This is a genomic window from Hymenobacter seoulensis (assembly GCF_054780535.1).
On the sequence record NZ_BAAGWD010000001.1, the window covers coordinates 317,673 to 332,109 of the forward strand.

Genomic DNA, 14,437 nt, shown 5'->3' on the forward strand with positions numbered 1-14,437 from the left:
GTGACTTCCTTACAGTTGAGTTCTAGACGTTTAATAGCCTGATTTAATAAATAATAGGTCATATATATAAAATAAAAAATTATATAATTTTTTGTCCTATTAATGCTTTACATAATCCTATAAAATCATAATTAGGCAAGGGCTACGAAACGGAGCAGGCTTTGGTTTTACCAGATGTCGTATATTTGAAAAAATGTATGAACGAATTGGCTACCACCTATATAGGGGGAATTGGTAGTAGAAGGTAATCGCAGGGCCTTACCTAATCTGTACCGTATGCATCTAATTTCCAAAGTGTTAATCACTATTGCAAGTAAGCAACAGGTACGTTACCTACACGTTGCTTTTGCCTATGTGTTCCTAGGAAGTTTTTACTTTTTCTATGACCAGCTAGCGGCACCACCGCCCCCGAGTGTCCAAGAGCTGACGCAAGAATTCGCTCACATACGAAAGGCTGAGGCTTTCGATCCTCAACTGCGCACCCTTACATCCGTTGACCAGCTTGTTGACTATACCACTGAGCTGGTGCAGACCAGCAAGGTTGCAGCGCAAGATTCCTCACTCTTTCCAAAACTGCTAAGCAGTGTGCTGCGCCGCAAGTTCTATCATAACTATTCGTACTTCGGCAACCATAATATTAAGGTGGCGGAATTGGTAGCTAGAATCGCCCACACTGACTGGAATGCTATTGTCTTGCCAGATGATATTATGCGTCATTCTCAGGCGGCCTGTAGTCAGCAGTCGATTGTGTTTATGGCTGCCTTGCGGCGAAAAGGCTACCCAGTCCGCAAAGTTGGCTTTTCCGGGCCCCAGATAGTCGGAGGACATTTTGCACTGGAAACGTATTATAATGGCGCTTGGCATTATTTTGACACGAATTTAGAGCCTGACTCTGCGCTGTTAAGTCAGCATAATCGACCCAGCATTGCCGCCCTAGTGGCGAACAAAGCACTGCTCCACCAAGCGTACCGAGGCCGGTTGGATTCGCTCCAAATTGCCGAACTATTTCCCACCTATAAGCTGGGAAAGGTAAATGCCGCCCCCGCGCCTCGGGCGCACGCGTTCCAGCTGCTGATGAAAGCCGTGACCTATGGTGGCTGGGTAGTCGTGCTACTCGTATGGGTTCTAATTACTTGGTATCTGCGCCGGATAACGCACCGGCATATGCAGCTGCCGTCCTTAGAAAGAACTAAGCGTAATGCTTCATTGCGCATTAGCGCCCCCAGACTGATTGTCAAGTCGCACGCTATACAGCGAATCGGCGGGCATTTTAATTGGGGCAACTGCTCCTATCGACTGCAAAAGGAGCGTACCCTTTAGGTAAGCAGGTACTTCGCTACCGTGCTCGGGAAAGCGAAAGGCTCGTGGCAATAGCTCTATTGGAAATGCCGGTGGCCTTTAGACGTTTCACCTGCGTCATTATTTCCGTATCTAAGCTCGGACGCCCCACGTGCTTACCGGCCGCAGCAACCTTCGACATGCCGGCCTTCGTCCGTTCACTTAGGCGCACCTTCTCCTGTTTGGCAATAGCGGCCAGGATTCCGATGATGGCATCCTTGAAAATACCGGTGCTATCCAGGTACTGCTCGGTGAAGGACTTGAACTGCACGCCGGTAAAGGATAGCTTTTGTAAGTAGTTCAGGGTCTCGACAACTCCTTCGCGGCTGAAGCGATCCAGGGCCCAAAAGATCACCACGTCGAAGCGGCGCTGGTGGGCATCATGGAAAAGCTGCTTGAACTCAGTGCGGTCGGCCTTGCCTCCACTCTCCTGATCGGTGTACTCTTTATAGACAGAGTAGCCGAGCCGCTCGGCGAAGGCCCTCAGTTCACGCAGCTAGTTCTCGTTGTCTTGGCCACGGTCCTTGGTGCTTACTCGGGCATAGATGGCTGCCTTCATTTACTTACCGTCCTAAATTTCAATTCAAATTCCCCTCGTTCAGCTTGACGAACTTCAATCTGATATCCATGCTTTTTTAGCAGTTGCAGAATTTCTTCTTTTTCACTCTTAGGTGTTCGGCACCCGAATATTATTCCTGTTAAGAATTGGTTGTCAAATACATGAAATGCCTCTGGATCAAGCATTATTATCCGAACCTCTTCTTCATAGTGCCAATCAGATGACTTCCTGGTGAATAAGCCTATTATCGCTGCAGTCTTATTCAGATTGTAGTTAATACGTTCTGTCCGATCATAATTAACATTAAACATCATCATGGGCTTCCCATGTAAAATTGTGCTTTTAGGTATATCAGCATTAAATTCTAAGCATATGTCTTTGTGTTGATCAGCATAATGCGACCACATCAGCGTGTTTTTATAGGTCTTACTAAAACAGGTGACCTTGGATTGATAAATTTTCTCAAGTACCACATTCCTCCAAATGTGTTTAAATGTGCCTCGCTTGTCCAGAGACCTTAAGAATCTTCTCCTGCTGGCTCTTGATAGCCCTGCCTGTTTCGAAGCTTTAGTAAAGTCTTGTACTGCCTCTGCCGTCTTCTCATAATCGAGAATCATGAGGTTACAATCGAAGGGATCATTAAACTCCAGAGGGTACGTAAATCGAAATGTCGATTTTTCTAAGGTCGCTTTAGCCCCTGAGAAAGACGTGTATTTATAAACCCTTCCTTTCGGGATATATTCTTCACCTAATACTGGATTCATACACCTATTTTAAAGTAGTCCATAAAGCTACAAAAGGGTGTCCAAAAAGGATCATGAAAAACGGCCCCGAAAAACCGTGTTTTCGAGACCGTTTAGGCAGGTGCTTGAAGTGTCCAGAAACCGTTCCCTTTAAGGATGGGGCTCACCCTAGTTACACTTATTTATTATCTCTAGGCTCCATGGTTCGCTCATAAATGGTTTCGAATATGGGCTTGAAAGTAAATAAGGTTGCCCAAGCAATAGAATTAATCGCGTTAACGCTGACCTCCGAACCTGCAGTATTAAGCTTTTGGTCAAGATTAAATAGCAACTCTTGCTCAAGTTTGCCCTTTCTAGGAGAGCCAAAATGCACCCCTCCTTTCACATTAGCGCATGTAGTAATCACGTCATAAACCGAAATAGCTTTCCCATCTAGGTACAAGCTCGGCTCTCTCATAAAAGCGTCTTTGGTGAGAATTTGAGCAGTTTCTTCTGCTATACCAAGGGGGTTTACATCTCGCTGGCGAAAGTCTGTCTTGCTGCCACCAGGAAATAGCTCAAATTCAGGCTTAACCCAAAATTGGAGCTTTAGGCTGTATCTGTTTGCCAACTGCCCAGCTAAATTATTATCAATAAGTAGTGCTCTGATCAGGCCAGAAATTTTTACAAAAGCGTAATCATCCTCACTATAAAGCTTCTGTTCAATGCCTTGCACAGTTCGGACAAAAAAGAGCTCATCAGGCACTTTAATTAGTTTAGGGTCAAAACGCCTGAAGTACTCTTGATCCACTGTAGGCTCAGCACGTAGCGCAAAGACAGTAGCAAAAGCTCCATTAGCTTAGCTTTCTAAAAGAATATCATTCTTGTTTACCTTAAATAATATCTCTTTCCCATCCTCCTCATTATACCCCCATCGTAATGCGATAAGAAACTGGCTTCTGGTGTATACTGGTCCTTGAGGAGTTAGCCTAACGATGAATGTGGGCCGGAGAGGTTGAAACACGAATTCCCGAGTTAATTCATCTTCCTTATATATTACTTTAAGTCGACCAAATGAATCAAACCAGCTACGGATAGAGTACTGCTCCTCAACCCTCTCTAGTAATACCTGTTCTGGGTGAATAGGCATAGGAAAAGAAAGGGGGAAAGATGTTTCTATAAATGCCGTTCCGTGGTGCTTCATGGGCGTCTAATAGTTAGACTTGACAAAGAGGTTTTTGCTAAGTGAGCAGCTCTAAAACTAGCTTATTAATACATGATGAATATCGAATCTCAGCCGCCTGCCGAATCTATATAGTATAATCAATGTCGTCAATAAACTCACCAATGTGCTGATCAGCGCGCATCCACAGCCTTCCACAGACTTCAAAACAAAAAGCCCCGGTCCTTATAGGCCGGGGCTTCGTGATAAGGCAATTAAAAGTCCTTAGGATTTGGCAGGCTTACCCTTGGCCTTGGCCGATTTGCCATTACCATTTTGCTTATCAGTCAACGTAAGCTTAATAGAACCGGAAGGTTCGGTAACCGCCACTGTGTTGTAGGTGCGGGTAACGCCATCATTGTTCTTCTCAGTCCAGGTAGAATTATAAACCGTGCGCTTAGCTGGCCGTGAAGTAGCAGGTACAGTACCAGTCCATACAGACATGGCATTTCCCGAAGGTGTTACCATGAATTTCTCCTGGGTCATGTTCAAGCAGGGAATGCCACCAGGCAGACCTAACAAGCTGTTGGTGATACAATCGCCTCGTTCTGTCTTCTGGACATAAGCACCATTGCCCTGCTGTACGGCACCAGCGATTGTGTTTTGTGCTTGCAAAGAAGAAGCGCTAAACGATAGGCCAGCAAAAAGGGCAGCAGCCGATATTTTTTGAATTAGGTTTTTCATGAGGGGTGTTGAAATGTGAGATGTACAACCATTTTCAATTACTGTACCAGAAATTGAGCATAGCACTTTGAACGCAGCTACTACGAAGTAAGAAATATTGTGTTGCTATAATCAGTACCAGCCTCATACTGCCTCGTCCGATCCTAAACCTAATAAGGGCGCACCTGCCCGAAAGTAACTGGAAAACATGCCCCAGAGAAATCGAGATTACAGTGCTGTTTAATCGGGTGCTTAAAGGGCCCCTAAACTGTTTCCTTTGGGGAGGGGTGGCCTACTTAATCTCAGCCGCCTGCAGCACCTTCTTTATATAGTCGATATCGTCGATCAACTCGCCGGTGTGCTGAATCACTTTCAGGTTGGTGCCCATATTCTGCAGGCGCGAGTCCAGCCGGTCGAGCACATTGGTGAGCTGCTCCACTGCTTCGCCTCCGGAGGCCAGCGCCGCCGGCCTCACCGGCGGGTCATTGGTATCACCGCCGGCACGGTAACCCTGCAAGCGCTTCTGCTCTAGGAACTGCTCCACCTGCACGACTTGCGGATCGGCCCGCATCCACTCCGGAATCACATACTCATTCTCGTGCACGACGCCGGCGATGGGGAATCCTTGCGCATCGAGCAGCTTACCGTTGCTGCCCACACTGAAGCCTGCCATCACGCCGCCCTGCGCCGGCGCTGCTACGCCGGTGGCACCGCCTTCGCAGAAGCCGGCAACCTTCGCGGCGGCAATGCCACGCCGAACAAAGGAAAGGCCACTCATGCCAATGCCGTAGATCGGCCCGATCACTGGCCCCATGGTCGCCGCCTTCACCCAGTGCGCCTGAATTTCTTCCTGTAGCGCGATGCCGATGCTGGCAATAGCTTCCGCTTTGCGAGCGACTTTGAAGGCCTTGTAGAGCAGAGTTTGCTTGCCTAAGCTTTCCTCCAGCACCCGCGCACTATCGCTAGTGAGAAACTTCTCGATCTCGCCCAGCTTCTTTTTAAAGCCGGTCAGGTCCTCGTGGCTCGCCTTCTTCTTGGTCACGTACGCCGCCTCGGCACTGATTTTCTCGGCTGCCAGCTTCTTATACTCCGCCGACTCGGCGCCCAGCTTTTCTCTTACCATAGCCAGCTCCCGATCCGCGGCCGCGGCCTTAACGGCATACACGGCATCCTGATAGGCCTGCTCGGTGAGTTGCCCATTGGCCAGCTCCAGCTCCAGCTCCAGCTCCAGCTCCGCCAGGGCCTGCTCCTCTTCGGCCTGGGCGATGGCAATCTTCTGTTCAATTTACTCCTGGCGCCGCTTTTCCGGCTCGGCATCGAAGCCAGCCTGTAACTCGCGCAGCTGCAGGTCGCGCTCAGCCATGATGGCGGCTACCCGCTCGGTATAGTCGATCTCCTGGCCCGTAAGTTTATCCACCTGGTCGGAGGCCGACTGCAGAATCTTCTCCCGCTGCTGGTCGCGGCGCTGCAACTCATCGTTGTAGCCTTTCATGTCGAGTTGCGCCCGGAGCGTGTCGCGCCCCTGCAGGATGACTAATTCAACCTGCAGGGGCGCTTTGAGTTTATCGAGGCGCTCCTGATCTTCTTTTCTCTAGGCAGCCTCCTGCTCTTTGCAGGCTTTCTCCCGCGCTTTCTGTGCATCCGCAGCCGTTTTATCGCGCTCGGCCTGAGTGGTACCATTGCCGCCCGCGGGGCCGGTGGGCGCGTCCGGGCCAGCTGCTGGAGCACCGGGCGCCGTCTCTGGAGCACGGCTGGCCCGCGTGGCGTTGAAGGCATCCAAGTACGCCCGGCTGGCGGCCCGACCGATGCCAGCGAATAGATCCGCGGCGCCGGCGAAATCGCCCGCCAGAATCCCTTTCCAGGCTTTTCCCACTTGTGTAAAGGAGGTGTTCGCCGCGGCCGAGAACCCATCGAAGAACGCCGGCGAGTCGCGCAGCATGTCGAAGAGCAACCGCAAGGGGGCAATCATGATATAAATGGCAGCCTTAGCACCTCTGACTGCTTTACCCACGCCACCAGGGCCTTACCAAGTTCGGAAAAGGCCTGGTAGGCCAGGCGCGTGGGCGTGAACAGCAAGCGAATCACGGCGCCCAACCCTTCCGCCTGTCTTTGGCCAGGCTCCCCTCCTTACTCACCAGGCCCATTTCTTCGCCCAGCTTCAGCAGCTCGCCCCAGAACTCGCGCACGGGCGCTGCGAGTTCTTTAAACGTCGTGGCCAGCAAGACCAGCAGCGTGCGCCGAGTCTCGGTGAGCACGTGCGTCACGACGCCCAAAACCGTAAACAGGTCGGGCTCGGTAATCTGCATTTCCGGCAAGTTGGGGTTGTCAGGCACCAAAAACCAGGCTTCCGGCCCGCGCTTGATGAGGCGTTTCACGGTGAACTGCCCTTCGATTACGACAATGACCACATCATCCGGGTGGGCCTCCAGCTGGCAGTCCACGGCTAGCAGCGAGCCGTCCTGAATGCAGGACTCTACGCCCGTCATGGAGTTGCCCATCACGCGCACCAGGTAGGTGGAAGCCGGATGAGGTGGCAGCATTTGGTTTAGGTTCAGCTTTACGCCGAGGTGGTCCTCCGCAGGTGACGGAAAGCCGGCAGGTACGAGCGAATCAAAGATAGTAAGCCATAACAGCTGGCGTTCTACGGGGATAAACAACACTTTACAAATAGCAATATACAAGTAGGTTTGCCACAAGCATACGCCCACCTAATCATATTAGCTAAAATCCTACTAAAACAATTAGTTACTTGAATTTCTACTTCGATCCTCCCGGCATGGCTGTTTATCTGGTTCTGGCCACAATTTCCTAGCTTTGCAGGGCATACAACCAAACGAAGTCGTGTGCTGCGCCTGGCTGAAAATGCCCTATTTTCAAGGTAAATTTTGTCACGATTTTGTCACGATTTTATCACAAATGGGGCAAAATTTCCGCACCTTTCGATTTACAAAACCGCCTGTACAGGCTGTAAGCGCCCCTCACCTACCATGATTACTAATTCAACTCTCGTCCCCGCTTCACGAAAAAGGCCTTCCTGAAATAGGGAGGCCTTTTTGCTTTTTAGCATGAGCAAGAATCACTAGGTCAATTTACTAGGTAAAGCGGAGAGGCAACTTTACTTGGCTTCCCGTTCTAAGTGGTAATAGATATTCAGCGCACTGGTTGGCTTCCATAGCCAAACTCAGCCACCGGCACGGGGCTTAAGATACTAGGTACTCTCATAGGCCTAACCGATGCGTTGGCACTTACGGCTTCGGGAAAACGTCGGGGCACCACTTGCGTATGGCAGAGAAGTATCTTCTACCTTTGCAACAGTAGGTTATGCGTCCTCCCTTTCTGAAACAACGCCCCCGTTCCGGAGGCCATATGTCGCCTGAGTCGGGCAGTTGGATCTGGTATATTATTGGCCTGCTAACGTTGCTGTGGCTACTCTATAGCTGGTATTTTGAGAACTAGCCCATGTAGCGTTCCGGTTTGCTTATAGTTTCCCTTTACTTCCCCGGCCGCTTACTAGCCTCGCTTTTCCTGTCAACTGTATGAAGCCTCCCCTCTTTCACATCGGGCAAGAAGTGATTTGCACCAACGACGACTTTATGCTGCTTCTGGTGCAAAACCCCAATATCCAAACGCCTAAGCGCGGCCCCATCTACACAGTGCGGGGGATGTACGCCACCCACCGGGGCTACGGAATTACTTTGGCAGAAATCAACAACGCGGAAGTAGCCCCCGGCTATCCAGAGGCCAACTTTCACGAGTCACGCTTTGCGCCAGTGCCCCCTTATGAGGAAATCAGCATTGCGGAGGCCATTGAAGAAAGCGTGCTGGTGTAACTAGGCCTCTGATCAAGCCAAACCTCATTTCCGGTTATAGCTTTGCCAGAACCGTTGCGTAACTTGCTACAACACAAAAGCGCCTGACCACATGTGGTCAGGCGCTTTGCGTAAGGACTACCTGAGAGGTAGCTTACTTGATTTTCTCAACGATGCCTTTGAAGGCTTCGGGGTGGTTCAGAGCGAGGTCAGCCAGAACCTTGCGGTTCAGCTCGATCCCAGCCTTTTTCAGGCCACCCATGAACTGCGAATACGAGAGGCCATGCTCACGGGCACCAGCGTTGATACGCTGAATCCAGAGGGCGCGGAACTCACGCTTCTTAACTTTACGGTCGCGGTAAGCATACAGCAGACCTTTCTCAACCGCGTTTTTAGCAACAGTCCATACGTTTTTGCGACGGCCATAATAGCCTTTCGCCAAACGCATGATTTTTTTCCGACGGTGGCGCGAGGCCGCGTGGTTTACACTTCTTGGCATAACCAGTTTTTTTTGGCGGCCGGCGGCGGACAATTGCCGCAGCTTTCGTTTCAGCCGGACGCCTGGTTTGGGATAATTAAAAATTAAAAACTATGAATTGAAAACCCGAGGAGCAGCGGCCCAAAAGCTACGTCTCCTCCGTCTTCCATTCGCAATTCTTAATTAGATGGCAAGCATGTCCTTCACGCGGTTCATATCAGCCGAGCTAACCAGACCAGAATGCGTCAGGTTACGCTTCTGCTTCGTGGTTTTCTTGGTCAGAATGTGGCTTTTGAAGGCGTGCTTACGCTTCACTTTGCCCGTGCCGGTCAGCGTAAAACGCTTTTTGGCGCCGGACTTGGTTTTCATTTTCGGCATTGTGGTGGTGAAAAAAGGTGAAAAACTGCGGCGGTCGGCTGCCTAGGGCCGGTGCGCCAGCGTAAAAACAAGGCCGAAGCCCTGGGAATAACTTATTCAGCGGCCTTATCAGCTGGAGCAGCTACAGGAGCCTTTTCAGCAGCAGGCTTGGACTCTTTCGGGGCTTCTTTACCAGCGGGAGCAGCAGGCTTAGCGGCGGGTTTGGCCGGCAAAGCTGCTTTTGGAGCCAGATACAGGAACATCCGTTTGCCTTCAAGTTTGGGCAGTTGCTCTACTTTACCTAGGTCCTCGAGGGCCTGAGCAAACTTGAGCAGCAGAATCTCACCACGCTCTTTAAACACGATGCTTCGACCCACGAAGTGCACGTAGGCCTTGATCTTAGCACCTTCGCGCAGGAATTCCTGAGCATGCTTTAGTTTAAAGGCAAAGTCGTGGTCATCAGTGTTGGGTCCGAAGCGGATTTCCTTGATGACAACTTTGGTTTGCTTAGCCTTCAGCTCTCGGGTTTTCTTTTTCTGCTCGTACTTAAATTTCGAGTAGTCAATAACGCGACACACCGGCGGAACGGCAGTGGGCGAAATTTCCACGAGGTCGAGGTTCTGCTCCTGAGCAAAGCGCCGGGCTTGCTCAATAGGATAGATACCTTGTTCGATATTTTCGCCAACTAGGCGAACTTCACGGGCCGTAATCTTTTGATTGATTTTAAACGGCTCCTCGACCTGGGCGCGAGGGATATAACGGCGGTTGGGGGTAGCTATGGCGGTTTCTCCTTAAGGTGAAAATCGGTTTTCTGCTTAAGATTGAAGGACACGCAGGGCGCCCAATGGGTTCAATCAGCGGGCAAATATCCGCCATTTTTTCCAAACGCTCAAGAAAGGCTATATAAAATTACCCTATCACTTCGTAAAAGTATGAGGCGATCCACAACAGCAGGCCCTTCCCCGACCGGCAAGCTCTTGTGGAAAAGGAGCTTACTGGTCAAGAAAGGGCCTGCTTACTTCTTCTGAGCAGCGTTAGCCTTATAGGGCTGTGCCATCCATCATGGCATCTATCTGCGTCTGGAAGTTCTGGATGAAGGTATCGATGGGGAGTGAGCCTAGGTCGCCTTCTCCGTGCTTGCGGATAGAAACGATGCCTTCGGCCTGCTCCTTCTCGCCTACAATCAGCATATAGGGCACTTTCGAAACTTCCGCGTCGCGGATTTTGCGGCCAATCTTCTCGTCCCGATGATCTACGGTGCCGCGCAGCTCCGCGGCCTGCAAACGGTCGTATACCTGCTGCGCGTAGTCGTGATACTTCTCCGAGATGGGAAGCACAGCAAACTGCTCCGGCGAGAGCCACAACGGGAAATTACCGCCGCAATGTTCAATCAGAACCGCCACAAAACGCTCCAATGAGCCGAACGGAGCCCGGTGAATCATCACGGGGCGCTGTCGGGAGTTATCCGAGGCCACGTATTCCAAGTCGAACCGCTCGGGCAGGTTATAGTCTACCTGAATGGTGCCGAGCTGCCACTTGCGGCCTAGGGCATCGCGCACCATAAAGTCCAGCTTAGGACCGTAGAAGGCTGCTTCGCCTAGCTCAGTTACTGTGTTCAACCCTTTCTCGGCCGCCGCTTCCTGAATGGCAGCTTCGGCACGGGCCCAGTTTTCATCGGAGCCGATGTACTTGGTTTTATTTTCGGGGTCGCGTAGGGAAATCTGAGCTGTGAAGTCCGGGAAGTCCAGCGCTTTCAACACGTAGAGCACAATGTCGATTACCTTCAGGAACTCTTCTTTCACCTGATCGGGGCGGCAGAAGATGTGGGCGTCGTCCTGGGTAAAGCCGCGTACGCGCGTTAGGCCGTGCAGCTCGCCGCTCTGCTCATAGCGATACACCGTACCAAACTCGGCCAGGCGCACCGGTAGGTCGCGGTACGAGCGGGGCTTGGTTTTGTATATCTCGCAGTGATGCGGGCAGTTCATGGGCTTAAGGAAAAACTCCTCGCCCGGGTTTGGCGTCTTGATGGGCTGGAACGAGTCGGCGCCATACTTTTCGTAGTGGCCCGACGTCACATACAGTTCCTTCGAACCAATGTGCGGGGTCACAACGGGCTGGTAGCCGGCTTTCATCTGGGCACGGCGCAGGAATTGCTCTAGCCGCTCACGCAGCGCAGTGCCTTTGGGCAGCCACAAGGGTAGCCCTGCTCCTACCTTCTCCGAAAAGGCAAACAGCTCCAACTCTTTGCCCAGCTTGCGGTGGTCGCGGCGTTTGGCTTCTTCCAGCTTTTCCAGGTACTCCGTCAGCTCCTTGGCCTTCGGGAACGTGATGCCGTAGATGCGCGTGAGCTGCTTGTTTTTCTCATCACCACGCCAATACGCACCAGCTACGTTGAGCAGCTTGATGGCCTTGATGGGGCTAGTATCGGGAATGTGCGGACCACGGCACAAATCCGTGAAGTCGCCTTGGGTGTAGAACGTGATGGAGCCGTCTTCGAGGCGCTCCAGCAAGTCCAGCTTATACGGGTCGTTCTTTTCCGTGAAGTAAGCAATGGCATCAGCCTTGCTCACGTCGCGGCGCTCGTACTGACTTTTCTTTTTAGCCAGCTCCAGCATCTTTTTCTCGATTTCCGGAAAATCGTCGGTCGAGATGGTGCGGCCTTCGCCTAGGTCGATATCGTAGTAAAACCCGTTTTCGATGCTAGGGCCGATGCCCAGCTTCACGCCGGGGTACAACGCCTCCAGCGCTTCCGCCATCAGGTGAGCCGAGGAATGCCAGAAAGTTGATTTGCCATCCTGGTCGTTCCAAGTCAGAATCTCAACGTTGGCGTTTTGGGTAACCGGGCGGTGCAGGTCGCGCACCTCGCCATTTACCCGTACACCAAGCGCATTGCGGGCCAGGCCTTCACTGATGCTGGAGGCGATGTCGTAGCCGGTAGCGCCATCTACAAACTGGCGCACCGAGCCGTCGGGGAGGGTGATGTCAATCATGAAAAAAGGGATAATGGCTATACAAACAGCCGTGAAGCCGCAAGTTAGAAGTTTCTGGCGGCTAAATCCCCCCTTTGCTGCGCCAGCGGCCTAGGCCAACTACGACCTTCAACCGTAGCAAGCGTGCCTGGGCTTAGTATCAAAGCTCCACCTTACAGGCCGGGGCGGGTCGTCCGGATAGGCTCAATGGCCTCGATTGGCTCGACGGCCTGCCGTGGTCTTTCGTCTACTAGGATCCCTTTGGCGCGGTTGCTAACCTTCCACGCTTTGTAGGTCCAGTGGCGGTTGCCGGGGTTTTCAGCTACCAAAAGGCGGTACTGATCGGCGGCTTCCGCATAACGACCCAGGCTCTCGAAGCTCTCGGCCAGCATCTGGCGTGCGCCGGCCAAACGTGGAGCCCGGCGCAAGGCCCGCTGCAGCTTCGGCACAGCATCGGCATACTTTCGCGCCTTGAAGTCGGCCAGCGCCAACCGGTAATCGGCCCGGTAGAAGGTAGTATCCAGCTGCACGGTGCGAGCATAAATTCGCAGGGCGCTATCGGGCTGGTTGCGCAACTCAAACTGCCGACCGTAGTCGTAGAGCAGGGGCCCATAGCTTGGCGCCAGCTTCAGGCCGCGGGCGGCATATACGGCGGCCTGTTCGGGCTGCCGGAAGGCATTGGAAAGGAAAGCCAGCTGGTGCAGGGTTTCGGGTTGGCGCGGGTCGCGGGCGAGACTGGCCCGCAGGTAGTCCAGGGCCTGCAGCGTATCCTGTAGCCCAATGTAGGCTACGCCTTTGTAGAACAGCGCCGCCGCGTGGTCGGGCTCCTGCTGCAAGGCGCGGTCGAGTTGGTCGAGAGCATCCTGGTAGCGGCGGGAAGCTAGGTGCATCTCCCCTACCAGCAGGTTCAGATCAGGTGAAGCAAACCCACGCCGGGCAGCTTCGGTGGTTGCATCCAGGGCCGCCTTAATACGGCCTTCGGCCCGCAGCGCCCGCGCTTTCGTGAAGTAGAACTCACCGGGAGCATCATCCAGCTCCAGAGCCCGGTTAATATCGAGCAGTGCGGGGCCTACTTGGCCGGCATCCAACCGGAAAGCAGCTCGCCGGGCATAAAGAGAAGCATTCTTGGGTTTGCGGGCAATGGCACCATCTAGCTCCTCGGCCTGCACTTTTGGGCCGCTCTGCACTGTGCGCAAGTTCACCATGGTTTCTGGTAGCTCCTCCGGCGCATCGGCGCAGGCCCCTACCAGCAGTACACTGGTCGGAAGCAAAAGGAAGCGAAGAGAGCGAAACATGGCGACCAAAGAAAGCGGAAGAGAAAGGCAAAGATACAGCAGGAACAGAATGCTTGCGCGGCACTACATCTTCTTTACATGCCGATGCACTGTGCGTTGCAGCTTGCGGTTGAGCTGCTGCAACAGACGGCGGCAGCGGCGGCTGATTTCCAGCTCATCGGCAGTCACTGGCGTAAGTGCCACGGCCTCCTGCAGTACCGAGCTAGCGCGGGTATTCTGCCCCCGGTTGATGTACACTCGGGCCAGGTCATAGGCAAACTGAATGCGCTTGGGCTCTAGCTCGTGGGCTCGGCGCAGGGCATTGATTGCCTGAATCGTACTAGCCCCGGCCGGCATCCCACCCAAAACCAAGCGGCTATAAATCCGCTCCAGCAGGTTGTAATGATCGACTCGGTAGTGCCAGCGCCCGAGCAGTTGCCAAGCTTCGGCCCAGTTGGGCCGAAGCTCTGTTGTCCGGAATACATGAGGCCGCATTTCGCGGTAGGCGAGCAAACGCCCGCGGGCCGTTAGTAAGGTGGCTTGGTTTGCTAGGGTCAGGGCTTCGGCAAAGTGTCCTTCGGCGCCATCAGGCTGCACTACTAGGGCCCTACTGGCATACAACCGGGCCGCGCCAAAGTACGCCGACTTTCGGGTTTCATCGGTGTAGCGGGCCCCAATCCGGACGCTGAGTACGGCAGCCTGCCACAGCGCCTCGTAAGTGGCCGGGGCTTTGCCCAGCGCCTGCTCGTACTTCGCCAGCGCCTCCGACTCCTGGTATTTCGTCTGAAGCACGTGGGCTTCGGCCAAAAGCTGCGTCACACTAGGTTCCTGAGTGGCTTTAACCGCCGACGCCGGGGTAGTGGGCTGGGCTACAGTCCGGGCGGTTCCCATCAGCAGGAGACCTAGTAAAAGCACAACTCTAATCAAACGAAACAAGCGCTGCATGAACGACAAAGGTACATTTTGGCTTGATGCGCCGGGTATGACAGCCATAGTACCTGGCTGGAGCTCAAAATAAAAAGACTGACCTTAGGCAGGCCAGTCTT

16 protein-coding genes and 1 pseudogene are annotated in these 14,437 nt (G+C 52.9%); 3 read left to right on the plus strand and 14 right to left on the minus strand.

Features of this window, described 5'->3' with window-relative positions; translation table 11 throughout:
* The first annotated feature begins 276 nt into the window (after window positions 1-276).
* Window positions 277-1,320 (plus strand): hypothetical protein, encoded by a 1,044-nt coding sequence (locus ACYVHC_RS01425; RefSeq protein WP_460611876.1) that lies wholly within the window; start codon window positions 277-279, stop codon window positions 1,318-1,320.
* A gap of 16 nt (window positions 1,321-1,336) precedes the next feature.
* Here ACYVHC_RS01425 and ACYVHC_RS01430 read toward each other — a convergent pair whose 3' ends face one another.
* The 8 genes from ACYVHC_RS01430 to ACYVHC_RS01465 form a co-directional block, all read right to left on the minus strand.
* Window positions 1,337-1,834: a recombinase family protein gene (locus ACYVHC_RS01430; RefSeq protein ID WP_460613118.1), complete on the minus strand. Its 498-nt coding sequence runs from the start codon at window positions 1,832-1,834 to the stop codon at window positions 1,337-1,339.
* Between the two features lie 59 nt (window positions 1,835-1,893).
* Complete coding sequence (locus tag ACYVHC_RS01435; RefSeq protein WP_460611877.1) at window positions 1,894-2,661, minus strand: DUF2971 domain-containing protein; 768 nt, start codon at window positions 2,659-2,661, stop codon at window positions 1,894-1,896.
* A gap of 157 nt (window positions 2,662-2,818) precedes the next feature.
* Complete coding sequence (locus ACYVHC_RS01440) at window positions 2,819-3,385, minus strand: hypothetical protein (protein WP_460611878.1); 567 nt, start codon at window positions 3,383-3,385, stop codon at window positions 2,819-2,821.
* Window positions 3,386-4,066: 681 nt separating this feature from the next.
* Window positions 4,067-4,525, minus strand: a complete 459-nt coding sequence (locus tag ACYVHC_RS01445) for a hypothetical protein (RefSeq protein ID WP_460611879.1) — start codon at window positions 4,523-4,525, stop codon at window positions 4,067-4,069.
* Window positions 4,526-4,796: 271 nt separating this feature from the next.
* The gene (locus ACYVHC_RS01450) at window positions 4,797-5,669 is read right to left on the minus strand and encodes a hypothetical protein (protein WP_460611880.1); all 873 of its coding nucleotides are present in this window, start codon (window positions 5,667-5,669) and stop codon (window positions 4,797-4,799) included.
* A gap of 120 nt (window positions 5,670-5,789) precedes the next feature.
* Window positions 5,790-5,996, minus strand: coding sequence for a hypothetical protein (locus ACYVHC_RS01455; protein WP_460611881.1), 207 nt, complete (start codon window positions 5,994-5,996; stop codon window positions 5,790-5,792).
* A 99-nt stretch (window positions 5,997-6,095) separates the two neighbouring features.
* Window positions 6,096-6,473 carry a hypothetical protein gene (locus ACYVHC_RS01460; RefSeq protein WP_460611882.1) on the minus strand — a complete coding sequence of 126 codons (378 nt, stop codon included), beginning with the start codon at window positions 6,471-6,473 and terminating at the stop codon, window positions 6,096-6,098.
* A gap of 112 nt (window positions 6,474-6,585) precedes the next feature.
* On the minus strand, window positions 6,586-7,212 hold the full coding sequence (locus ACYVHC_RS01465) for a S24 family peptidase (protein WP_460611883.1): 627 nt from the start codon (window positions 7,210-7,212) through the stop codon (window positions 6,586-6,588).
* Window positions 7,213-7,825: 613 nt separating this feature from the next.
* Between ACYVHC_RS01465 and ACYVHC_RS01470 the strand changes: the two genes are divergently transcribed.
* Window positions 7,826-7,960, plus strand: a complete 135-nt coding sequence (locus tag ACYVHC_RS01470; protein WP_460611884.1) for a hypothetical protein — start codon at window positions 7,826-7,828, stop codon at window positions 7,958-7,960.
* Between the two features lie 80 nt (window positions 7,961-8,040).
* Entirely contained in the window at window positions 8,041-8,334 is a 294-nt protein-coding gene (locus tag ACYVHC_RS01475; protein ID WP_460611885.1) for a hypothetical protein, read from the plus strand.
* 133 nt (window positions 8,335-8,467) lie between these two features.
* Here ACYVHC_RS01475 and rplT read toward each other — a convergent pair whose 3' ends face one another.
* The 6 genes and pseudogenes from rplT to ACYVHC_RS01505 form a co-directional block, all read right to left on the minus strand.
* A complete protein-coding gene (rplT, locus tag ACYVHC_RS01480; RefSeq protein ID WP_119654080.1) occupies window positions 8,468-8,812 on the minus strand; it encodes a 50S ribosomal protein L20 in 345 nt (114 codons plus the stop codon).
* A gap of 162 nt (window positions 8,813-8,974) precedes the next feature.
* Window positions 8,975-9,169: a large ribosomal subunit protein bL35 gene (gene rpmI, locus ACYVHC_RS01485; protein WP_460611886.1), complete on the minus strand. Its 195-nt coding sequence runs from the start codon at window positions 9,167-9,169 to the stop codon at window positions 8,975-8,977.
* 200 nt (window positions 9,170-9,369) lie between these two features.
* Window positions 9,370-9,927, minus strand: a pseudogene (infC, locus tag ACYVHC_RS01490) (translation initiation factor IF-3); the annotation flags it as partial.
* A gap of 261 nt (window positions 9,928-10,188) precedes the next feature.
* Window positions 10,189-12,138, minus strand: a complete 1,950-nt coding sequence (thrS, locus tag ACYVHC_RS01495; RefSeq protein WP_460611887.1) for a threonine--tRNA ligase — start codon at window positions 12,136-12,138, stop codon at window positions 10,189-10,191.
* A 152-nt stretch (window positions 12,139-12,290) separates the two neighbouring features.
* A complete protein-coding gene (locus ACYVHC_RS01500; protein ID WP_460611888.1) occupies window positions 12,291-13,412 on the minus strand; it encodes a tetratricopeptide repeat protein in 1,122 nt (373 codons plus the stop codon).
* 63 nt (window positions 13,413-13,475) lie between these two features.
* A complete protein-coding gene (locus ACYVHC_RS01505) occupies window positions 13,476-14,336 on the minus strand; it encodes a tetratricopeptide repeat protein (protein ID WP_460611889.1) in 861 nt (286 codons plus the stop codon).
* Window positions 14,337-14,437: the final 101 nt, after the last annotated feature.